Annotated in this window: 21 protein-coding genes; 16 read left to right on the top strand and 5 right to left on the bottom strand. The window is 36.1% G+C overall.

Annotated features, from left to right (window positions below):
• Position 1 precedes the first annotated feature (1 nt).
• The 5 genes from rplU (at position 2) to BAZ10_RS10875 (ending at position 3,907) form a co-directional block, all read left to right on the top strand.
• Positions 2-400 carry a 50S ribosomal protein L21 gene (rplU, locus tag BAZ10_RS10895; protein ID WP_045182615.1) on the top strand — a complete coding sequence of 133 codons (399 nt, stop codon included), beginning with the start codon at positions 2-4 and terminating at the stop codon, positions 398-400.
• 28 nt (positions 401-428) lie between these two features.
• The gene (gene rpmA, locus BAZ10_RS10890) at positions 429-686 is read left to right on the top strand and encodes a 50S ribosomal protein L27 (protein WP_009090203.1); all 258 of its coding nucleotides are present in this window, start codon (positions 429-431) and stop codon (positions 684-686) included.
• A gap of 317 nt (positions 687-1,003) precedes the next feature.
• The gene (locus tag BAZ10_RS19075) at positions 1,004-1,177 is read left to right on the top strand and encodes a hypothetical protein (protein ID WP_165690097.1); all 174 of its coding nucleotides are present in this window, start codon (positions 1,004-1,006) and stop codon (positions 1,175-1,177) included.
• A gap of 137 nt (positions 1,178-1,314) precedes the next feature.
• Positions 1,315-3,432, top strand: a complete 2,118-nt coding sequence (locus tag BAZ10_RS10880) for a prolyl oligopeptidase family serine peptidase (protein ID WP_078772074.1) — start codon at positions 1,315-1,317, stop codon at positions 3,430-3,432.
• Between the two features lie 130 nt (positions 3,433-3,562).
• A complete protein-coding gene (locus BAZ10_RS10875; RefSeq protein WP_034870840.1) occupies positions 3,563-3,907 on the top strand; it encodes a hypothetical protein in 345 nt (114 codons plus the stop codon).
• On the opposite strand, the gene BAZ10_RS10870 is transcribed toward BAZ10_RS10875, so the two are convergent.
• Both BAZ10_RS10870 and BAZ10_RS10865 read right to left on the bottom strand, forming a co-directional pair.
• Positions 3,904-6,066, bottom strand: a complete 2,163-nt coding sequence (locus BAZ10_RS10870) for a hypothetical protein (RefSeq protein ID WP_078772073.1) — start codon at positions 6,064-6,066, stop codon at positions 3,904-3,906. The two genes, BAZ10_RS10875 and BAZ10_RS10870, sit on opposite strands and share 4 nt — an antisense overlap.
• A gap of 19 nt (positions 6,067-6,085) precedes the next feature.
• Positions 6,086-6,877 (bottom strand): DUF2797 domain-containing protein, encoded by a 792-nt coding sequence (locus tag BAZ10_RS10865; protein ID WP_078772072.1) that lies wholly within the window; start codon positions 6,875-6,877, stop codon positions 6,086-6,088.
• A gap of 113 nt (positions 6,878-6,990) precedes the next feature.
• Here BAZ10_RS10865 and BAZ10_RS10860 point away from each other — a divergent pair, with 113 nt between their 5' ends.
• The 11 genes from BAZ10_RS10860 (at position 6,991) to msrA (ending at position 21,648) form a co-directional block, all read left to right on the top strand.
• On the top strand, positions 6,991-8,025 hold the full coding sequence (locus tag BAZ10_RS10860) for a GDP-mannose 4,6-dehydratase (RefSeq protein ID WP_078772071.1): 1,035 nt from the start codon (positions 6,991-6,993) through the stop codon (positions 8,023-8,025).
• A 66-nt stretch (positions 8,026-8,091) separates the two neighbouring features.
• A complete protein-coding gene (locus BAZ10_RS10855) occupies positions 8,092-8,313 on the top strand; it encodes a DUF2795 domain-containing protein (RefSeq protein WP_002662059.1) in 222 nt (73 codons plus the stop codon).
• Between the two features lie 92 nt (positions 8,314-8,405).
• Positions 8,406-11,477, top strand: coding sequence for a preprotein translocase subunit SecA (gene secA, locus BAZ10_RS10850; RefSeq protein ID WP_078772070.1), 3,072 nt, complete (start codon positions 8,406-8,408; stop codon positions 11,475-11,477).
• Positions 11,478-11,707: 230 nt separating this feature from the next.
• Entirely contained in the window at positions 11,708-12,031 is a 324-nt protein-coding gene (locus tag BAZ10_RS10845; protein WP_245803800.1) for a hypothetical protein, read from the top strand.
• Positions 12,028-13,224, top strand: coding sequence for a PepSY-associated TM helix domain-containing protein (locus BAZ10_RS10840; protein ID WP_078772069.1), 1,197 nt, complete (start codon positions 12,028-12,030; stop codon positions 13,222-13,224). Before BAZ10_RS10845 ends, BAZ10_RS10840 begins: the two co-directional genes overlap by 4 nt.
• 13 nt (positions 13,225-13,237) lie before the next feature.
• Positions 13,238-15,355 (top strand): TonB-dependent receptor, encoded by a 2,118-nt coding sequence (locus tag BAZ10_RS10835; RefSeq protein WP_078772068.1) that lies wholly within the window; start codon positions 13,238-13,240, stop codon positions 15,353-15,355.
• Positions 15,356-15,413: 58 nt separating this feature from the next.
• Positions 15,414-16,613: a PepSY-associated TM helix domain-containing protein gene (locus BAZ10_RS10830; protein WP_024563810.1), complete on the top strand. Its 1,200-nt coding sequence runs from the start codon at positions 15,414-15,416 to the stop codon at positions 16,611-16,613.
• A 258-nt stretch (positions 16,614-16,871) separates the two neighbouring features.
• Positions 16,872-18,932: a TonB-dependent receptor plug domain-containing protein gene (locus BAZ10_RS10825; RefSeq protein ID WP_078772067.1), complete on the top strand. Its 2,061-nt coding sequence runs from the start codon at positions 16,872-16,874 to the stop codon at positions 18,930-18,932.
• A gap of 10 nt (positions 18,933-18,942) precedes the next feature.
• Positions 18,943-19,578, top strand: a complete 636-nt coding sequence (locus tag BAZ10_RS10820; RefSeq protein ID WP_078772066.1) for an HmuY family protein — start codon at positions 18,943-18,945, stop codon at positions 19,576-19,578.
• A gap of 78 nt (positions 19,579-19,656) precedes the next feature.
• Positions 19,657-20,865, top strand: a complete 1,209-nt coding sequence (locus BAZ10_RS10815; protein ID WP_245803799.1) for a thiol-activated cytolysin family protein — start codon at positions 19,657-19,659, stop codon at positions 20,863-20,865.
• A 135-nt stretch (positions 20,866-21,000) separates the two neighbouring features.
• On the top strand, positions 21,001-21,648 hold the full coding sequence (gene msrA / locus BAZ10_RS10810; RefSeq protein ID WP_078412144.1) for a peptide-methionine (S)-S-oxide reductase MsrA: 648 nt from the start codon (positions 21,001-21,003) through the stop codon (positions 21,646-21,648).
• Between the two features lie 95 nt (positions 21,649-21,743).
• On the opposite strand, the gene BAZ10_RS10805 is transcribed toward msrA, so the two are convergent.
• Genes BAZ10_RS10805 through BAZ10_RS10795 form a run of 3 tightly spaced genes read right to left on the bottom strand, consistent with a single transcriptional unit; the run spans position 21,744 to position 23,581 of the window.
• Positions 21,744-22,202, bottom strand: coding sequence for a GNAT family N-acetyltransferase (locus tag BAZ10_RS10805; protein ID WP_078772065.1), 459 nt, complete (start codon positions 22,200-22,202; stop codon positions 21,744-21,746).
• Positions 22,202-22,819, bottom strand: coding sequence for a ribosome biogenesis GTP-binding protein YihA/YsxC (gene yihA / locus BAZ10_RS10800; RefSeq protein WP_009090260.1), 618 nt, complete (start codon positions 22,817-22,819; stop codon positions 22,202-22,204). The genes BAZ10_RS10805 and yihA overlap by 1 nt, the downstream gene beginning before the upstream one ends.
• On the bottom strand, positions 22,820-23,581 hold the full coding sequence (locus BAZ10_RS10795) for an alpha/beta fold hydrolase (protein WP_078772064.1): 762 nt from the start codon (positions 23,579-23,581) through the stop codon (positions 22,820-22,822).
• Between the last annotated feature and the right edge of the window lie 201 nt (positions 23,582-23,782).

Raw genomic sequence — 23,782 nt, 5'->3', positions numbered from 1 at the left:
AATGTTTGCAATCGTAGAGATAGCAGGGCTTCAATACAAAGTTGAGCAAGACCAAAAATTGTATGTTAACCGTTTGAAAGGAGATAAAGGAAACAAAGTTTCTTTTGACAAAGTTCTTTTAACTGTTAACGGAGCAATCACTGTGGGCGCCCCAGCTGTAGAAGGAATCGCTGTAGAAGCGGAGATTATTGATCATGTTCAGGCTGATAAAGTAATCGTTTTCAAAAAGAAAAGAAGAAAAGGTTACCAGGTTAAAAACGGTCACAGACAACAATTAACTCAAATCCAGATTACTTCAATCACAGGATTTGACGGAGCAAAGCCAGCTAAAAAAGCTGCTGCTAAAAAAACAACTAAAAAAGCTGCAGAAGAAACATCTGAAGAAGCTGCAGGAGAATAATATTTAACCCGAAAAAAGTTAAAATAAAATGGCACACAAGAAAGGGGTAGGTAGCTCCAAAAACGGTAGAGAATCACACTCTAAAAGACTAGGTGTTAAAATTTTCGGTGGTCAAGAAGCTATCGCGGGTAACATCATCGTTAGACAAAGAGGTACTCAGCACCACGCTGGAGAAAATGTAGGTATCGGTAAAGATCACACGCTTTTCGCTCTAGTTGATGGTAAAGTAGTATTTACTAAAAAGAGAGATAACAGATCTTATGTATCTGTAGCACCAAACGCTTAATTTTAGCGTTTTATAAAAATTAAAACCCCAACGAAAGTTGGGGTTTTTTGTTTTTTATTAAATAATGTTATATTAGTAAAACCAAAACCTTATAAATATTACATTATGAAAAAGTTATCTAAAAGAGAACTTAAGACAGTTCATGGAGCAGCTGGCTTGTGCCCGGCACCAGCAACAACTTGTGACGAATGGTGCAATTGGACTCCGACACAAAAAGCACGATGTCTAAGTATGGTTGCTGAAATTTGTGAATGTTAGGACTTAATCCCGGAATTTTCCGGGATTTTTTATACACTAAAAAATCTAAAATATTAATTATGAAAAAATTATCTAAAAGAGAGCTTCGATTTATTGAAGGAGGTTGTGGAGTAATTATCAATCCACCAATGAATTGTGACGAATATTGTGATATTCAGCGCAAATATAATGGAATAGAGGTGTGTTATAACAATCCTCAGATTCCTTTGTTGTGTGAAGCATCTTGTCAATAAATTAAAACCTCAGTATTTACTGAGGTTTTTGCTTTAATGGCTGGGCAATTGAAATAATGTTACAAGCTTTTAGAAATAGATTTAATTAGAATTCTTAGAATTAAGAAAACTTCCCTATTTTTGGTAAAACCAATTCTATGAAGTATAAAAAACTATCTGTGGCAGTTGCAGCTTTTGCTTTTGCGGCTGTTTCAGCACAAAATTCTAACTCATTGAAGTATCCCGAAACAAAGAAAGTAAATCATACCGATACCTATTTTGGTAATCAGGTAGCAGACCCATACCGTTGGCTGGAAGATGACAGAGCTGAAGATACCAAAGCATGGGTACAACAGGAGGTGAAATTTACGCAGGATTATCTTGCGCAGATTCCTTTCCGCGAGCAGCTTAAAAAACAACTTTTAGATATCTGGAATTATGAAAAGATTTCAGCTCCGTTTAAGAAAGGTAAATACACTTATTTCTATAAAAATGATGGTCTGCAGGCTCAATCAGTATTATACAGAAAGGATGCTGCTGGTAAGACAGATGTATTTTTAGATCCCAATAAGTTTTCTGATAAGGGAACAACCTCTTTAGCAAGTCTTTCATTCAACAAAAAGGGCACGCTAGTAGCCTACAGTATCTCTGAAGGGGGATCTGACTGGAATAAGATTATTATTCTGGATGCAGAAACTAAAAAACAAATCGATGAAACGCTTCTTGATGTGAAATTTAGTGGTATCTCCTGGTTAGGAGATGAAGGTTTCTTCTATTCCAGCTATGATAAACCAAAAGACGGAAGCGTACTTTCCGGAATGACGGATAAGCACAAGGTGTATTTTCACAAGCTTGGAACAAAACAGTCTCAGGATGAGCTGATTATTGGCGGTGATAAATTCCCAAGAAGATACTTGAGTGGTTATGTGACAGAAGATCAGAGGTATCTTGTAGTTTCTGCAGCTAACGCAACCAATGGTAACGAGCTTTATATTAAAGATCTTAAGAATAAAACAGATTTTATCCCAATTGTTACAGGTTTTGATAGCAATGTAGGCCTGGTTGATACAGATGGAGATACATTGTTCCTGCATACTGATAAAAATGCGCCTAATATGCGCATGGTAAAAACGACGATTCAGAATCCGAAGCCTGAAACCTGGAAGGATGTTATTGCTGAAACATCTGAGCCTATGCGTGTGAACTCAGGCGGAGGTTACTTCTTTGCAACCTATATGAAGGATGCACTGAGTCAGATTAAGCAATATGATAAAACAGGAAAGCTGGTTAGGGAAATTAAACTTCCAGGTAATGGTACTGCTGGTGGTTTTGGTGGTGAGAAGACAGAGAAAGAACTGTATTATTCATTTACCAACTATATTACGCCTCCAACAATCTTTAAATTTAATGTAGATTCAGGGAAATCCGAGGTATATCAGAAGCCAAAAGTGAAATTCAATCCTGAAAACTATGTTTCTGAGCAGGTATTTTATACGTCTGCAGACGGAACTAAAATTCCGATGATGATCAGTTATAAAAAAGGACTGAAAAAAGACGGAAAGAATCCTACAATATTGTATAGCTATGGAGGATTTAATATCAGCCTGCAACCTGCATTCTCTGTTGTAAATGCCATCTGGATGGAGAATGGAGGGATTTATGCTGTTCCGAATATCCGTGGTGGAGGTGAATACGGAAAAAAATGGCATGATGCCGGAACCAAACAGCAAAAGAAAAATGTTTTTAATGACTTCATTGCTGCAGGGGAATATTTACAGAAGAATGGTTATACTTCCAAAGATTATATGGCGCTTTCAGGACGTTCGAATGGAGGATTGCTTGTTGGTGCAACCATGACAATGCGCCCTGATTTAGCTAAAGTAGCCTTCCCAGGTGTTGGGGTATTGGATATGCTGCGTTATAATAAGTTTACAGCTGGTGCCGGATGGGCATATGACTACGGTACAGCCGAAGACAGTAAGGAAATGTTTGAGTACCTGAAATCTTATTCACCAGTACATAATGTAAAAGCAGGTACATGTTACCCTTCTACAATGGTAATTACGAGTGATCACGATGACAGAGTTGTTCCTGCACATTCATTTAAATTTGGAGCTGAATTACAGGCAAAACAGGCTTGTAAGAACCCAGTTCTTATTCGTATTGAGACGAATGCGGGGCACGGAGCGGGACGTTCTACCGAGCAGGTTGTTGCAGAGAATGCAGATCTGCTTTCATTTGCACTGTATGAAATGGGTATTAAAAAGCTGAAGTAGAATAATTTTCCAGTTTAGATATAACCAGACAAGCCAAAACTTTGTCTGGTTTTTTTATTATGTTAAAAAGAGAATGAGTAAGTCTTATTTGCCTGGAAATGCATAACTTTAGTAGACTAAATTACAGACAATGGAAAATAATGACATGACAACTCTGGTACAGGTAATGAATACCTTGAAAAGAAGAGGGGTAGACAAGGAAATTCAAATGAATGAAAATAAAAAATTTGTTCTTCAGAATTCCGATAAAGAGTACCAACCGGAAGATCTTACAATTATTAAAGTTTATCGTTTCGAAGGTGATTCGAATCCGTCTGATAATGCCGTGCTTTATTTAGTAGAAGATACTACAGGACAAAAGGCATATATTATAGACTCATATGGTGCTGAAAGCAACTATGCCGGATCAGAATTTAATAACTTTCTTACAGGGATTGCTGTAGATGAGAGAGAAGGTAGAAATCTGAGTATCTAGTCTGTTGTTTCTTTCTTTTTAAAGAGGCCGTTAAAAAGTCCTTTTTTAGCCTGATTATTTTGTTTTCGGGCGTCAATCTTTTGCTTTATTTTCTCTTTCTTTTCTTTGATGTCATCTACTGTCTTTTCAATTTTGGAGGTATCACCAATCAGAGAACCTTTTAATCCGGTTTCTATACCACGCCATAATAAATTAAAAAGAGATCTTTTTTCGGTTCTGGTATAGTCTACATCAATTTGTTTAGGAGTATTACCTGTGTTATTTTTGATAAACCAGTTGGTCAGAAAGCTCAGGAATTTCTTCTTTTTCTGGTTTTTCTCATCCAGAAGCTCTACTTTCAGATTGGTATTTGTCATCAGGAAAGGGCCTTTTATACCATATTTATTCCCCTTGAAATCAAAATCGACACTATTAATCATCCCACTGGTGCTTACATGCAGATAGGGTCTTATAAAATCATTAATTCGGGAGGCATCCAGATTGATGATATTGGCTTTGAAGTTAAAAGCATCTTGCGGGTTTGCAACATCAAAGGTCCACCAAACTGTAGTTGGAGAAGTTCCGAAGAAGCTGGTTTTTCCGTTTACGGTAACCATAGTATTCTTTCCTTTTAGTTTGGCTGTATTTATATTTTCGATACCCACATTAAGGTTCGCAAAAGAAAGTTTTCCCGGTGCCAAAGCGCCTTTATCTGTTTCCTCATATTCCAGAAGACTATTGATTACTTTCGTATGATGTATAGTTAAAGGAAATTTAATTTTCCTGAATTTTTCCGAGAAAAATGTTCTTGGAGTAGGATCTGGTGGCGGTAGATTACTGCTGAAAATATTCATGTACATCTGATATACATTCAGATTGTTGACTTCTACCTGCAAATGGTTGTTCAGATTTGAGACTTTATATCCGGCGAGTTCTATTTTAGGAATCTTTACTGTATATAAGTCTTCCTGTACCGGGATTGATTTGTTGAACTGAGGTCTGCTCATGGTCGGAAGAAAGCTGAAATCAGAAACAGTGATTTTATGATTGTCCAGAACAAGAGATGATAACGAGAGCTCGTAATATTTACCAGGGTTATAGTGAAAATCATGCGTCTCGAACCTATAAGCACCATATTTAAATGGGATTTCTCCTTTCGATGTTTCCTCGTTCATCAGGATTTTATTCATATTGGCAGAAACTCTTTTTAACTGAAAATGTTGGCTTCCGTCTGGTTTCAGCATTAGTATATTTCCATTTTTTAATGAGATGTTATCCAATTCAATATCATAAGAAAAATTTTTCTGAGATTTAGGGCTCTTTCCATTAGTTGACATGATTCTGATGTCAGGGGTGTCAAATTTTACTTCTGCCAAAGAGACTTTATTATCTTTAAAAACAACATCTTTAAAAGTCATTTCTTTAGATGTAACAGAAAACAGATTTGTTTTATTGGGATATTTTTGCGCAAACTGCTGTTGGGTGAGTAAAGGCTTCATTTCAAAACCCTTAATACTCATCTGTCCATTTTCGGTAGCAATTCTTTTTGCTTTATAATCGTAGATGTTTTCGTCACGATAGATAAAGTTTTCTCCGGAAATAGAGTAGGAATCAAAAACGACAGGGAGTTTTTGCTTTACATCCTTTTCTGTCATTCTGAAGTTTGTTAACTCTAGATTCAGATTCTTTACTGTAACAAGAGAATCTTTATTGAACTTTAGAATATCTATATCCCCGCTTTGTACATGGATGTTTTTAAAAAGTATAGGCTGTTTATTATTATTGCCTGTTTTTTCATCTTTTGGCTTTGCCAGCACAACTCTTAATTTCGGTTGTACAAATGTTACATCGTCTGTATTGATTACTTTATTGTATATAGCGTCCCATATTCCGAGACTGCTTATTTTTAGTTCTCCGATACTTCCGTCTAAGCCAATTTCACTTTGATCATTCGGTTTTTTATTGGAAATATTAATCTTTTTTGCGGTTATATTTCCTGTTTTAATATCAACATCCAGATGCTGATACGTAATATTATACGGAGATCTCTTTTTAATAATCTCCGGCAGGTTATTTTTTAGCCAGTAATTAAATCCATAAGAAGCGACAAAAGAAAGAATCGCTAATATACCGATACCAAAAGCGAATATTTTTAAAAACCTTTTGTACTTTAATTTCATCAGTGTATCGTATTTCCGTTTATCCGGCCGAAAAATCTATTACGTAGCCTTCATGGCTTCTTACGTTGATAAAATTTCCGCCTTCAAAGTAAAGATATTGACCTTTTATACCTTTTAGTACTCCTGTAAATTCAGGTTTTTTGTCCAATGTAAATACTTTTATATCATTTGGTGCTTCATATGGATAATCCAGCCTCCAGATTTCTTCATCAGAAGAATAAAATTTTTGCGAATCTTTTGGGAAATACTCTTTTATTTTTTCACGGAAATCAGCAAGATCGACATCCGATTCCAGAGTTTGCAGCATTTTTTTCCAGTTGGTCTTATCTGCAAGGTGATTTTTCATCTCTACCTCTATAACTCCTGCTTCATATCGGTTTTCTGTTCTTGCAATGGGAAGGGCAAATGTAGCGCCTTGATCAATCCATCGTGTCGGAACCTGAGTTTCTCTCGTTACACCAACTTTTACATCCCCTGTATAGGCCAGATAAACAACATGCGGAACTAACTGAATTTCTTTCTCAACCTCCAGATCTCTCTCTTCAATACCTAAATGAGCTGTTGACAATTCAGGGCGAAGGATTGTTTCACTGGCATATGGACTTTCAAAAAAACATTTTTTACAGAATCCCATACGGAAAATAGGTAGATCCTGCCCGCAGGAAACACACTGATATCCGATATGTTTTATGCTTATTTCTTTATCAAAGAGCTGATTCATACTAATTAAATCACCTGAAAGATTAAGGTAATATTGTATAGGTTTACCGTTTTCAGTGATCATTTTTAGTATTTGTCCAGAGAATTTCATTTGTATATAAATTATGTATATGTAAAAGTAAGTAATATTTCAGTAATTTATTTATTTCGAAATTAACATAAATGTCTATAGAAAAGATTATTTTTGTTAGGAACAGGAAAAAGATGAATTATTTAGTAACGGGAGGATCTGGTTTTATAGGATCACATTTGGTGGAAAGATTATTGAGAGAAGGACATTCTGTCATAAATGTGGACAACTTTGATAATTTCTATGACTACCAGATAAAAGTTCAAAATACACTGGAGTCAGTAGGTGATGACAGCGGTTTTGACTTTGATCATAAGCTTACAGATATAGCAAAGCTTATTGACAGAACAAAATCTGAACAATACAGACTTTACTATCAGGATATCAGGGATAAAGACGGATTGGAAAAAATCTTTCAGGCACATTCTTTTGATATGGTGATACACCTTGCAGCATTAGCAGGAGTACGTCCATCTATTGAAAAGCCTCTTGAATATGAAGAAGTTAATATCCGTGGTACAATGAATCTCTGGGAACTTTGCAAATATTTTGGAATAAATAAGTTTGTATGTGCTTCATCTTCCAGTGTTTATGGTAACAATGAAAAGGCGCCGTTTGCAGAAACAGATTTTGTAGATGAGCCTATATCTCCTTATGCTGCTACAAAAAAATGCGGAGAAATATTAGGACATGTGTACCATAGTTTATATAAAATTGACATAATCCAGCTGCGTTTCTTTACAGTATACGGGCCAAGGCAAAGACCGGATCTTGCTATCCATAAATTTACTGATTTACTGTATCTTAACGAAAGAATTCCGTTTTACGGAGATGGGACTACTGCCAGAGATTATACTTTTATAGACGATATTATAGACGGTGTCACCAAATCAATTAGTTATCTTCATAATCATGACGGTGTTTATGAGATACTAAACCTGGGGGAGAGTGACGTAATAACCCTGCAGGAGATGGTTTCGGTACTGTCAGAAGAGTTGAATGCAGTCCCTGTTCTTCAACGGTTACCTATGCAGGCTGGAGATGTACAGAGAACAAATGCTGATATCCTGAAAGCAAAAACTTTAATAGGCTATCAGCCAAAGACTAAGTTCCAAAATGGCATAAAAATATTTGTGGAATGGTTTTTGAGAAAAAAAACAAAAAAATAGTGAGTTAGAGGTGGAAAATTAATTAATATCCCACCTAATTTTTTACATTTGCAAAAAATTCAAAATATGTACTGGACATTAGAATTAGCTTCATATCTTAGTGATGCACCATGGCCAATGACTAAGGCAGAATTAATCGATTATGCTATTAGAACAGGCGCACCGATGGAGGTTGTGGAAAACCTTCAGGCTATTGAAGATGAAGGTGAAATTTATGAAAGTATCGAGGAAGTTTGGTCAGATTACCCGACCGATGAGGATTTCCTTTGGAACGAGGACGAATATTAATAAAACGTTTGGCTGATTGCATGGAGCTATCGGCTTTTTTTAATGATTAACTAATGCAATTAGCCAAATGCTATTTGCCAAATGCGATATAAATGGGTTTTTTAGACACGATTCTCAAGGGTTTTTTAGGTAACAAAAACGAAAAAGACCTGAAGGAAGTAAAAAAAGTAGTAGAGAAGATAAAAAAAACTGAGCCGGCTATTGGACAGCTTTCAGATGACGGGCTTAGAGAAAAGACCAGAGAATTTCAACAAAAAATTCAGGATGCTACAGCGAATGTACGTAAGCAAATAGAGGATATCCAAAGCAAAATTGAGACAACTGAGAATGTTGACGAGAAAGAAGCGCTTTACGGGCAGGTAGCAGATCTTAATAAAGTTGCATATCAGCAAGAAGAGAAAGTTTTAGGAGATATTCTTCCAGAGGCTTTTGCATTGTTGAAAGAAACTGCAAGAAGATGGGCACAAAATGGTGAAATCCGTGTAACTGCATCAGACAGAGACCGCGAACTGGCTGCAACAAAAGATTTTGTTGTAATAGAAGGGGATCAGGCAATCTGGAAGAGCGAGTGGGACGCTGCCGGTACTGCTGTGAAGTGGGATATGGTACATTATGACGTTCAGTTTATCGGGGGAACAATACTTCACCAAGGTAAGATTGCAGAGATGGCAACCGGTGAAGGTAAAACGTTAGTAGGAACTTTACCTATTTTCCTTAATGCCCTTCCGGGACGTGGTGTACATGTGGTAACGGTAAACGATTACCTTGCAAAACGTGACTCGGCATGGATGGCTCCTATCTTTGAATTTCACGGTCTTTCCGTAGATTGTATCGACAATCACCAACCCAACTCCGAAAGCAGAAGAAAAGCATATAGGTCCAGTATTACCTACGGCACCAATAATGAATTTGGTTTTGATTACCTGAGAGATAACATGGTAAACAGTCCTGAAGAATTAGTTCAGGGTGAATTAAACTATGCGATTGTGGATGAAGTAGACTCTGTATTGGTAGATGATGCAAGGACTCCGCTTATTATCTCTGGTCCTGTTCCGCAAGGAGACAGACAAGAATTCGATCTGTTAAAGCCAAGTGTTGATCGTATTGTAGAGGTACAGAAAAAGACCATTACAGGTATCTTCAACGAAGCAAAAAAACTTATTGCAGCAGGAAACAAAAAAGAAGGTGGATTCAAACTTCTTCAGGCATTCAGAGGATTGCCAAAAAACAGACAATTAATTAAATTCCTTTCAGAGGAAGGAAACAGAGCGCTTTTACAGAAGACTGAGGCGCAATATATGGCGGATAACAACCGCGAAATGCCAAAGGTAGATAAAGACCTTTATTTCGTAATCGACGAGAAAAACAATCAGGTAGACCTTACCGATAAAGGGGTGGAATATATGTCGCAGGGTAATTCAGACCCTGGTTTCTTCGTTCTTCCTGATATAGCAACTGAAATTGCAGAACTAGAAAAGCAAAACCTCCCTAAAGAAGAAGAATTTGCTGCTAAAGAAGAATTGTACCGTGACTTTGCTGTAAAATCTGAACGTGTACATACTTTAAGTCAATTACTTAAAGCTTATTCATTATTCGAAAAAGATGATGAATATGTGGTAATTGACGGTGAAGTTAAGATCGTTGATGAGCAGACAGGTCGTATTATGGAGGGAAGACGTTACTCAGATGGTCTACACCAGGCAATTGAAGCAAAAGAAAATGTGAAAATTGAAGCAGCAACCCAAACCTTTGCAACGATTACATTACAGAACTATTTCCGTATGTACAACAAGCTTGCAGGGATGACGGGTACTGCAGAAACAGAGGCAGGAGAACTTTGGGAAATCTACAAATTGGACGTAGTGGTAATCCCTACCAACAGACCAATCCAGAGACACGATAAACACGATTTGGTATATAAAACCAACCGTGAGAAGTATAACGCAGTAATTGAAGAAATTGAGAAACTTACAGCTGCCGGAAGGCCAGTACTTGTTGGTACAACGTCAGTAGAGATTTCTCAGCTATTATCAAAAGCACTTCAATTAAGAAAAATACAACACCAGGTACTTAATGCCAAGCTTCACAAGAAAGAAGCTGAAATTGTTGCCGGAGCCGGACAACCGGGAGTTGTAACTATTGCAACAAACATGGCAGGTCGTGGTACCGATATCAAGCTTTCTAAAGAGGTAAAAGAAGCGGGTGGTTTAGCAATTATTGGTACTGAAAGACATGATTCCAGACGTGTGGACAGACAGTTAAGAGGTCGTGCAGGCCGTCAGGGAGATCCGGGAAGCTCTCAGTTCTATGTTTCTTTGGAAGATAATCTGATGCGCCTTTTCGGTTCAGAAAGAATTGCGAAAATGATGGATAAGATGGGGCACAAAGACGGAGATGTGATTCAGCACTCTATGATCAGTCGTTCCATCGAAAGAGCTCAGAAGAAAGTAGAAGAGAATAACTTTGGTATTCGTAAGAGATTATTGGAGTATGATGATGTAATGAACAAACAACGTGATGTTATCTATAAGCGTAGAAAAAATGCTTTATTCGGAGAGCACCTGAAGTTTGATATTATGAACATGATCTACGAAACGGCAGGATCTATTGTTAACCAAACAAAAGCAGATAATAATTTCAAGGAATTTGAATTCGAAATTATTAAGAATTTTACAATGGATGTTCCGGTTTCTGAATCCGAATTCAAAAATATGCAGGCACCTGCACTAATTGATAAAGTATACAATACAGCTGTAGAAGACTACAAGCAGAAGTTAGCTTTATTGAAAGAGAAAGCTTTCCCTATTATCGAGAATGTATACCAAAACCAAGGTAGTATGTTCAAAATGATTCAGGTTCCTTTCAGCGATGGTCACAGAACACTAACTATTGTTACTGACCTTCAGAAGGCTTATGAAACACACTGTGAGTCTTTGATTACAGATTTTGAAAAGAATATTTCTTTAGGTATTATCGATGAAAACTGGAAAAACCACCTTCGTGAGATGGATGACCTTAGAAGATCTTCTCAAGGGGCTGTTTACGAACAAAAAGATCCGTTAGTAATCTACAAGCAAGAATCTTTCTTCTTATTTAGTGAGATGGTAGATAAAATTAACAAAGAGATCGTTTCTTTCCTTTATAAAGGAGAGATCCCGGCTTAATAATCTTTAATTTAAATATTGTTGAAAACCGTCAGCCTTAGGCTGGCGGTTTTTTTATGACCTATCTCATGTTTTCATGTTTATAGTATGAGAAGGTATTTTTGTAAGGCTCTTTGATTACTAAGTTTGGCTTACATTATTTATATTTATAATAAATAAAATAAATTTGATAGAAAAATAAAATTTATTTAGAATTGTTAAAGATAATATCTTTGCCAAAAATTGCAAACATGAATAAAGCACTAATATGTGCCTCTTTATTAGGTTCTGTATTGTTTTTTGCGCAGGAAGAAAACTCTCTTAAGTCAAAAAATATCGATGAAGTAGTTATTAGCGGGATATATTATCAGAGATATAAACAAAATGAAGTTTCGGGATCGTTAAGATTGTTGCCCCCAAATATAGAACTCCCTCAGAATGTTCAGTCCAAAAGTTCTCATATTCTGGCTGATCAGACTACCTTAAATATGTCAGAAAGTATTGTAAGAAATGTAAGCGGTACCAGAAGAATAGGGCATCGGGATAATGTTTATTCTAATGTAATTTTAGAATGAAAAAGAAACATCATCATAAAAAGAAGCCTGGATTTTTTAAAATATGGTCTGCCAAATTACATCTTTGGCTGGGGCTATCTGTCGGGTTTATTGTTCTCATAGTGTCCTTATCGGGGACTTTATTTGTTTTTAAAGACGAGGTACAGAACGTGCTCCGAAAAGAGGCTATTTATGTAAAGCCACAGTCTGTAAAGGAACAGGCCTTGCCCATAGAAGTACTCCGTAAAAAGGTGATGACTCATGTTCCGGAGAAATATCCTGTGAGCGCTGTAGAAATCCCGTTAGACAAAAATAAGTCCTATATGTTTTCTTACTATGAAAAGAGCAAGAAAGGATGGAATTACTTCGGTCAGGTGAAGGTCAATAAACTTATTTATGTGAATCAGTACACAGGTGATATACAAGCAGTATATAATGAGAAGTACGATTTTTTCATGCTTATGAAATACCTTCATTGGAGTCTTTTACTGAATTCTGAATGGGGAGAATATGTTATCGGAATTCCAGTTGTACTCTTTATTTTTATGCTGATTACCGGAATTGTATTATGGTGGCCGAAAAATAAAAAAGCAAGAAAAGGACGATTTAGTTTCGACTGGAAGAATGTGAAAACCTGGAAACGTAAAAACTATGATCTTCACAATATTTTAGGTTTCTATGCTTCATTTATTGGATTAATAATGGCTGTCACCGGAATCTATTTTACTTATCCGTACGTGAAGAATGTATTCAATTATGCCCTATCCGGATCCGCAGAGCTCAAAAAAGAGAAAGATATTAAATCACCGGATTCACTTACAATAAAGAACAGTTCTGTGTATGATCTTACCGCACAGCAGACAAGATTACATTATCCCGGATCATCAAGTTTCAGAATTCCCCTAAGCGGAAAAAATAAGAAAGGAAAGGAACTGAAAAATATCCCAGTAACGGTCTATCAGAAAGAGGGCAGGTACAGCGAAAGGCATCAGATCATTTTTGATAAATATTCAGGAAAAATCCTTCTGAATAAATCTCATGAAAGCCTAAATGCTGCAGAGAAATATTCTAACGCCAACTATGACATTCATACCGGGTCCTATTTTGGGCTGTTTGGAAAAATAATCTGGTTTATTACAGGGCTTATATGTACATCTTTACCTGTAACAGGATTTTTAGTATGGTGGGGAAAACAGAAGAAAAAGAAAATATAAGCACACATTAAAAATGAATAAGGTCATACTAACTGCAGCTTGTCTTGCTGCAATCAATATATTTGGGCAAAAAAATGACAGCCTGAACACCAAAAGTGTAGACGAGGTTATACTTACTGCTTCAAGAAAAAAAGAGAATATAAAAGAAGTACCAAGTTCTGTTACTATTGTAGGAGAAAAACAGGTACAATCCCAATTAACTGTAAACTCTGATATTACAAGTATTTTACAATATACAGTTCCCAGTTTAGGGCCTAGTGCCGGACAGACTTCCAATACAGGGCAAACCCTTAGGGGCAGACAGGTGCTGGTACTGATAGATGGTGTGCCACAATCGACACCGTTGAGAAACGGAGGAAGAGATATCAGGGTAATAGATCCCTCTTCAATAGAACGTATAGAAGTTATTAAAGGAGCATCTTCCATCTACGGAAACGGAGCAGACGGAGGTATCATTAATTATATAACGAGAAGGAGCAAATCGGACAAGAAGATATCCGGAATTTCTCAAATTGGCTTTACAGGTCAACCTTATGGCGGGACGCTTGGAGTAAGAGCGAGCCAGCTTCTTTTGGGTAAACTATCGGATAAATTCGATTATGTTGCTTTATTAGCCTATGAAAGAACGGGATATATGAAAGATGCCAATGGTGTAAATCTTAGCCCTTCTTACAGCACAGCAAAGATGGACAACTATAATGGGATGCTGAAGCTGGGTTATAACATCAATGAAAATCAGCGAATAGAAGCCTCTTATATTGGTTATGCATCAAAATCCGATTTGAATTTGGGATTAAAAACCGGTAAATATGGTATTACTCCAACTATAGGAGAAGGCAAAGGTCTTGGATTGGAGACAACCCCGCAAGGAACACCCAGGAATCATAACTATAAATTGAGTTACGATAACAAAAACCTTTTCAATGGTACTTCTCTGAATGTAAATCTTTATTATCAGGATTTCAGAACTGTTTATGGGTATAGTGATACTTTCCTGAACGGAGGGCAATCCAACGTAATTTCAAAGAAAAAAGGGGCAAGAATAAATCTGGATACACAGTTATGGAATACAGCGAACTCTCAGGCTGAAGTTATCTATGGAGTAGATATCCTAAATGATCAGACTGTTCAGAAGCTGGAAGACGGACGTTATTGGACTCCGGATATGGATATGACAAACATAGCGCCTTTTGCATTAATAAAAATTGATTTATTAAAAAAGCTAACGATAAAAGGAGGGTTGCGCTATGAAAATATGAAAGTAAAAGTGGGGGATTTTAATACCCTGTCTACACTTAAAAGTGACGGAACTTTTACCAAGAGTATATTTGTAAAAGGCGGAAATTTGGAATATAATGCCCTTGTTGGAAATATAGGTGTACGTTATAATGTTCAGCCCTACATCAACTTATTTGGTAGCTTCTCACAGGCTTATTCCATTAATGAGTTGGGAAGGATATTAAGAACATCTACAGCCAGTACAATTGCCAGTCTGGAAACCAAGCCTATTATTGTAAACAATTATGAATTTGGAGCAACCGGACAACTTGCTAAGTGGATTAACTATGAGATTACATCTTATGTAAGTACTTCCAAACTAGGGGCAACATTTGTACAAAGTCCGGACAGGTCTCTTACTATACTCAGAGCGCCGGAAGTTGTGTATGGGGTAGAAGGATTTCTGCACTTTACACTAGCCCGATGGATCAATTTCGGCACCAGCTACAGCTGGATGGAGGGTGTTACATCACTGAAAGATGATGGTGATTATTCTGCAAAGATTAATAACAGCAGGATCTCCGCACCCAAAGTTTTAGCCTATGTACAGGTTAGACCAATTCAGGCACTTTCTGTAGGATTGGATATGATGCATTCCTTTAAGCAGGATCGTTTCCAGCCAAATCCTAAAACAGGCCAATTTACATATGGTGAAGGTTTTGTTCCGGAATACACCATTTTTAATTTGAAATCCAGCTATGAGGTAAATAAGAACTGGAAACTGTCATTAGGTATTGAGAATCTTTTTGATAAGCTTTACCAGCCTGCGGTTGCATGGTGGAATGCGCGTGACAATGAATTTGTCAATTCTATGGGGATGAGAGGAACTTTTATGATTGAATATAAATTTTAATTAATCTAAATAAAAAAAGAAGCTTATCTTTGGGCGAATTTATTTTCACTGACAGGATATGAAAAAACATCATCATAAAAAGAAGCCGGGATTCTTCAAAAAATGGTCTGGAAAGCTGCACCTCTGGTTTGGTCTTTCTATTGGCTTTCTCATATTTATTATTTCTATAACCGGAGCTTTGTATGTTTTCAAAGATGAGGTTGAAAACTATACCCGAAAAGATGTAATCTACCATAACGAACAGAATATTGAAAACAAGCAGATCCTTCCTATAAAGGTTATGGAAAAGCTGGTGGTAGAGCAGGTGAAAGAAAAATATCCCGTTCACTGGGTAAATATCCCGATAGATAAGAAACAGTCTTACATGTTCTTCTGGTATGAGCATAATCCGAAGGCATGGAACTATTTTGATGAATTTCCTGTTTACAAGCAAGCTTACGTAAATCCCTATACAGGAAAAGTTCTAAGAGTATATGATGAGAAAAACGGATTTTTCAATATTGTAAAGATGATCCACTGGAGCTTTCTGCTAAAACAGGAATGGGGTTCTTATGTGGTAGGTATTCCGGTGATTATTTTTATGGTTATGTTAATTACAGGAATTGTCCTTTGGTGGCCTAAAAATAAAGCGGCGAGAAAACAACGATTTTCTTTTAAATGGAAAAACATTAAAAGCTGGAAAAGGAAGAATTATGACCTTCATAATGTTCTGGGCTTCTATGCTTCTATATTTGCTTTGATCTTCTCCATTACAGGGTTGTTTTATGCGTTTTTCGTTGTTCAGGCAATGATCTATATTGTTTTCTCCGGAGGGAATACAAAATATCCGGATTTTACACATATTAAGACCAAAGCTCCTGTAGAAATGAGAACAGACAGAACACTGGATAAGATTATTAATACTGTTAAGGAAAAGTACCCTGAGTCTTATGGTTTTGCATTAGACCTTGGACACGAGCATATGGATGATCATGAACATGCTAACTTTGAAGTTTATGTAAAACATTTATCTTATTCTTATCATAAAAACAGCAGCCTTATTTTTGATGAAAACTCTGGTGACTTGCTTCATACACATGACCCTAAAGACAAAAATTTTGGAGAGAAGGTTGTGGGGGCTAATTATGATATTCATGTAGGAGCTATATTGGGACTGCCGACTAAGATTATAGCCTTTATTGTGAGTCTGATCTGTGCATCATTACCTGTAACCGGGTTTATGATCTGGTGGGGCAGAAGGAAGAAAAAGAAAGCTTAAATTTTTTAAAGATTGTAATAATTGACGAAGCCGGAACTTTAGTTCCGGCTTCTGTATTTCAGTATAGGATCATTGTTTACTGAATGTATATGTCTGTTTTCAATCAGTTTACTGCTTAATTAAGTAGCCTGAATATAAACTATTTGTCTTCGTTAAATTTTATACATCAAAGTTATTTAAATTTAGTCTAAATAAAATATGATTAATTTCATGTCTTAATTTAGAATAAATAAATATAATTTTGCACAAAAGAAGATTATGAAAAAAGCTGTCTTGTTTTTCTGTCTTTCAGCTTCTATAGCTGTGGGTGCTCAACAACAATCTGAGAAAGAAAAGGAGATTGAAGAAGTTGTGGTATCCGGAAATACTTTCGAGCAGAAAGTAAAGGAAGTTCCTATTCCTATAAAGGTTATAGATAAAAAACAGATTCAGCAGTCAGGAAGTGTACGATTAAGTGATATTCTTGCAGAGCAAACGGGTCTTATTATTACCCCAAACCATGGTACAAGCCTGCAAATGCAGGGGATGACCGGTGAATATACACTAATACTTATAAATGGAGAACCTTTGGTCGGAAGGACTGCGGGAACACTGGATCTTTCCAGAATTACCGTAAATAATATTAAGAGAATAGAGATTATAAAGGGCCCCAGTTCCTCACTATACGGATCAGATGCTTTAGCCGGAGTAGTTAATATCATTACCGAAACAGCAACCAAAGATTCAGGAAGTTTAAGCTTGCGCTACGGGACCAATACCAACATAGATTTTGGTGGAGACATCAACATCCGAAGAGATAAATTTTCAGTAAACCTATCTGCCAACCGTTATAGTTCCGAAGGCTACAGCCTTAATTCCGGAGCAGACAGCTATGGGAAAACAGTGAATCCATTCGAAAACTTCACATATTCCACCAATATCAACTTTACACCTAATAGTAAATGGAAATTTGGGCTGTATGCAAGATATTATTATGACGATCAGGATGGGAAAATGCTTAGCCAGGGGCAAAAAGTTGATGGTTACTCTAAAAACAAAGACTACAACATTGCCCCACAGGCTACATGGACACCCAATGATAAAGTTACTTCCAGATTAAGGCTTTATATGTCTGCATCGAACAACGATTCTCAGTATAAGTTTGTAGATGGCGGACAGGTAATGGATGAAACCTACTTTAGAGAACGCTATGCTAAAGCTGAAAACTTTACTGATATCAAGTGGAGTAAAAAATGGCAGACAACTTTAGGTGCAGGTATTATTTATCAGGATATTGAAGCCAATAGATATAATGAGAGAAAATCTTCAAATCAGTTTTATGGACTAGGGCAGATTGCTTATACACCTATGCAGGGTTGGAATATCCAGGCAGGATTCCGATATGATAACAACAGTGTATTCGGATCTCAGTTTAGTCCAAAGTTGGCAACAGATATACAGGTCTTTAAGTTTCTAAGTATTCAGGCTTCTGCAGGACGCGGATTTAAGGCTCCGGACTTCAGACAGCTCTATCTTAACTTCACCAATAATTTAGTAGGTTATTCTGTATTAGGAACACAGGAGGTTGGTGTAGAACTGGCCAAAATGATAGTGCAGGGAATTGTAAAACAAGAAAATGTACTTATAGATCCTTCAAAAATTAGTGAGCTAAAACCTGAGAGTTCATGGGCCTATAATTTAGGTGCAACATTAAAACCAGCTAAAGGAGTAGTTGCCAAAGTGAATATATTCCGTAATGATATTGACAATCTTATTCAGACAGTTCCTATTGCCAGAAAAGAAAACGGACAGAGTGTTTTCTCTTATCAGAACTTTAACAAAGTCTTTACTCAGGGAATAGAAACAGAATTGTCTGTAAGTTTCCTGAACAATTTTACGTTTGCAGGAGGCTATCAATACCTTGAGGCAAAAGATAAAGATGTTTTAGACCGTATAAAAGCCGGAAAATTAGGTGGGAATAATGACAGAGGAAACTATATCATATTAGGCCCCGGAGATTACTATGGCATTCCGGGAAGAAGTAAACATACCTTCAATGCTAAGCTATTTTATGAGGACAAAAATGGATGGTTCTTCAATGTAAGAGGAATCTATAGAGGCGAATATGGCTTTGCAGACACAGACGGCAACGGAATTATCAATAATAAATCCGAAATGGCACCAGGTTATTTCTTACTCAACGCTTCGCTAGGAAAGAAGATTTTCAAAAACTATCATATCAGCATAGGTTCTGATAATATCACGAATTTCAAAAATATACAATTTAACCCAGAGTTTGCCGGAAGATTACTATGGGTGAGCTTTAAAATAACTTATTAATATATTATATATGAAAAAATTACTTTTTACTACAGCAATCGGATTACTATCACTGGCATCATGTTCCAGTAATGACAGAGGCTCTGAACCAGCACCAGTAAACCCATCAGCAACTGTTAAGACACAAGATGTGAAAGACGTTGATGGAGCGACAGTTGCAACAGATAAATTTACATTATACAGCCTTCGTGAAAATAAAGTTATTGCTTCTACAGAACAGGACACAGATAAGTGGGATATAGGTTTTAATAAAACAAAAATTATTATTAACGGGGGAACCGCAAGAAAAGGAAAAGGAGCTGCTACGATTGTAAAAGGAACTTCTTTTGATGGTGTAAAAACAGCACCTGAAGATGCTACCTTTAAAACAGACAGTGGAAATAGCGGGGATGACTTGGCAATAACAACAGGAGCAACTAAAGGATGGTATAATTATTCTGGCCCACCAAGTCACCTTATTACTCCAATAGCAGGAAATATTATTGTTATTAAAACGGGAGATGGTAAGTATGCCAAAATTCAGATTACGAGTTATTATAAAGGAGCCCCAGCTACAATTTCAGATCAAGCTGCCTTAAATGACTCTGGATATTACAATTTTAAATTTGCCTTGCAAACTGACGGAAGCAAAACTTTCAGCAAATAACTATTTAATCTTTGGGAGGTTTTAATCTATCTCCCAGAGGTTATTATTTTATAAAAACACCTACCAAAATAATTATATATGAAAAAAAATCGATTTTTTTTAATGTTCTCTGTAATAGGAATAGCTGCAATTACTTTTGTTTCCTGTAATAGGGATCAGAGCGATAATAATCTGAGAACAGAAGAAACTAAAGTTACTAAAGCAGGACGTTTCGATAATAAGGCTTTTACATGGGATATTAAAACTTCAAATAGATCAGATAATGAGACATTTTTAGGGGATCTTAATGTTCAAAATCTAAAACCTAGTGCAGGTATATCTTCTGGTGCAGTAGCAAGAGCAAATGAAGATTTTTTTCCTAATAATCCAATGATATATCCTGGAGCAACTTTTTTGCACCATGAGGCCTATGCGTCATACAGCCCTTTTACTAGAGAATTAAGAGAAGAGAAAGCTCCCTATGATCTCAATTTTATGTTTTCAAACCCTTATGTTATTAGAGGGGTAGAAAATCAAGGAAGTGGATTTTCAACTTATAATGAAAATTTATCAAAAGCACTTAATTCATCAAATTATAAAGATTATATAAACTCTGGAGCTAAAAGAGAAACCGATTACTCAGCAACCGAATGTTATAGTTACTCAGATGTAGAAAAAGCTTTTTCAGCAAATGCTGGGTTTGGTAAGATTTTCACAGCAAAAATGACCAGTAACTCTAAAAAAATAAATACTAGAAGTATCTATCTCGCAAGATTAATTAGTACTTCATTTGATGTTATTTTTGAACCTAATAGAGAAGGTTTTTTTAAATCTAAATCTATTAATGATCTTGATAAGAAAAAAAGTAAAATACTTCCACCCGAAGTTTGTATTGATTATGTTGAATTATTTCAAAATACACCAGAATATATACTTTATTCGGTTTATGCACAGAAAGTTTCTTATGGTAGATTTGCTTTTGTAGCTATAGAAAGTGAATATTCCTATTCTGAAGTAAAAAAAGCTATAGAATCAACATTTAATCTGTGGAAGATTTCAGCAGGAGCAAAATATGATGAGAAAACAACAGAGGTTATGAGTAAATCTGTTGTAACATTATATTCTAATGGTGACAATACAGCAGAGTCATTTTGGGGTACAAGTTTAGATGGCTTAAAATCTGTGTTTGATGTTAAGTATAATCAGAATTTCTATGGTTATCCTATTTATGCATATATGAAATCATTTCTAAGGGAAGATTTTGGCCCAGGACATAATAATATACCTGATCATCATAAAAAATTATAAATACACCATAAATTAAATAGTTTGTTTTTTTACTTTACTTTTGGCCAATCGGATTCCGGTTGGCTTTTTTTGATAAAGCAATTGATAAAAACTAATAGATAATAATCTGAGAAATAACTAACTTCGTATAAGATTATGAAAAAAGTATTTTTCCTTATTCTTAGTTTACTATTAGTTTCCTGTCAGGGGCAGGAGAAGAGGAAGAGCACGGTTAAGCAAAATAAAATGGAAAATAAATTAGCGTATGCAACCATTGGAGGTGGTTGTTTTTGGTGTGTTGAATCATGCTTTAATATGTTAAAAGGGGTAGACTCTGTTATTTCAGGTTATTCCGGAGGACATAAAGCAAATCCTACCTATGAAGAAGTTTGTACCGGAGATACAGGACATGCTGAGGTTGTACAGATAGCCTATGATCCTGCGGTAATCAGTTACAAGCAACTGATGGAGGTATTCTTATTTCTTCACGATCCGACACAGCTAAACAGACAAGGAAATGATATAGGGACACAGTACAGATCTGTAGTATTCTATAACAGTGAAGAGCAGAAAAAAGAAACAGAAGAGGCTTTAAAAGAATCTGAGGCTAAGCAACAATGGAATGGTAAGTATGTAACGCAAGTTGTTCCGTTTGAAAAATTCTGGCCAGCAGAAGCTTACCATCAAGGCTATTATAAAGAGAATCCAAATCAGCCTTACTGTAGCGCTGTTGTAGGTCCTAAAATTCAGAAATTCAAAAAATACTTTGGTGAAAAGGGTTGGTTGAAACCTGAAGAAAACTAAGTATTTGTTAACCATAAAAAAAGTAAGAAGCATTTTGCTTCTTACTTTTTTTATGTCTATTGAGAGATTAAATCTTCTCTTCTTTAGATTTAAAACTATAAAGAATGCTTTCTTAGCATTTCGGTATGGGGAATGTCATCTTCAAGATAGCTTTCTCCCACAGGCTCGAAGCCAAGACTTCCATAAAACTTTAACAGATAGTTTTGTGCACTGATTCTGATATCAGGATTTGCATATCTGTTTTTAATAGTTTCCAGAGTCAGATTTAGCAACGGTCTTCCTAGCTTATGACTGCGATATTCCGGATGAGTAACAACTCTGCCGATACTGCTTTCAGAATACTTTATTCCCTGATCAAACATTCTGCAATAAGCAACAACTTTACCACCCATTTCTGCCCACAAATGCAATGCTTTCTGATCCGCGTTGTCTACATCCTGATAGGGGCAATTCTGTTCCACAACAAAAACTTCCGCTCTCAGCAGAAGGATTTGATATAGTTCGGTTGTTGTAAGCTCTTCAAAAGCTTTTACTTTCCAGACAGGATTTTCCATTAAAACTTTACCTTATTTTTTTCTAAAATAATATTAGTTTCCCCAATGAAATCAAGAATAGCATCTCCGCCTTCTTTTTTCTCGGCAGACGTGATATAAGATTGTGGCAGTTCTTCCCAGAATTGTAAAAGCTCATCATGATATGCTTTTACATGGTTTTCAATTGCTTTAGGCTTTAGCTTATCTGCCTTTGTAAATATGATAGAAAACGGAATTCCGGATTCACCACACCACTGCATAAATTCAATGTCAATTTTCTGAGGAGCATGACGGATATCTACCAACACAAATAGATTCACCAGATTATTACGGTTTAGGATATAATTGGTGATTAGTTTTTCAAAACTTTTACGAAGAGTCTTCGATACTTTTGCATATCCATAACCAGGTAAATCGGTAAGATACCACGTTTCATTTACCAGAAAATGATTGATAAGCTGTGTTTTTCCGGGAGTTTGTGAGGTTTTAGCAAGATCCTTTCTGTCCATCATCGCATTGATGAGAGAAGATTTTCCCACATTGGATCTTCCGATAAAAGCGTATTCCGGAAGATTAGCTTCAGGGCATTCCTGCCATTTGCTGCTACTTTTTACAAACTCAACTGATTTTATCAGCATTTATATTTTGTCTTTTAACCAGTTATACAATATATCACTAAACTCTTTTGGCTTTTCCATCATGGCAGCGTGGCCGCATTCTTCGATCCAGAAAAGATCAGAGTTTGGTATTTCTTTATGCATTTCCTCTGCTACTTCAGGTGGAGTAACATTGTCCTGCCTGCCCCAGATAATACATGTTGGACATTTAATATCCGGAAGATCATTCTGCATATTGTGTTTGATAGCACTTCTGGCAAGCATAACCGTTTTTATACCTTTCATTCTGTCATTCACCACTGCAAAAACTTCATCTACAAGTTCATCTGTAGCTACTTCAGGGTTGAAGAATACTTCTTCTGTTTTTCTTTTGATATAAGCTTTATCACTTTTTCTTGGAAAAGAATCACCAAAAGTACGCTCATATAATCCTGAACTCCCTGTAAGAACAAGATGTTTAACAAGATCTGGTCTCGCTAGTGCTGTTATAAGTCCTACATGTCCGCCCATAGAATTGCCCACAAGAGTTACCGGGGCTTTAATATGTTCTTCTATAAAACGGATTACATATTTAGATATACTTGTAAGATTAGTATTTAAAACAGGCAAATCATAAATAGGAAGTTGTGGTACGAATACTTTAAATCCTTTTTCCGAGAAGTATGTTGACATTTCATCGAAATTGCTCAAACCACCCATTAATCCGTGCAATAGCACCATAGGGTGTCCTTCTCCTGCTTCCATATAGGTGAATTTCTTCTCTTTTTTTGTTTTAAAAATCATAATTATATGTTGCCTAAACCCTGCAAAAATACGAAAAAATCAAGTCTTGATTAGAGGTAAAGTTGATTAATATGTCAGAAATTACAAAATTTTAATATCAATCAGATCTCTTTTTATGAAAAAAAATAAAAATATATGATAAACTGTTATAAACCAAAATATTAGAAAATATAGGATATTCGTTAAAATTTTGAAAATCAA

Source organism: Elizabethkingia occulta (assembly GCF_002023715.1).
GTDB classification, from domain to species: Bacteria; Bacteroidota; Bacteroidia; order Flavobacteriales; family Weeksellaceae; genus Elizabethkingia; species Elizabethkingia occulta.
This window is presented reverse-complemented; position numbering and strand designations above follow the sequence as displayed.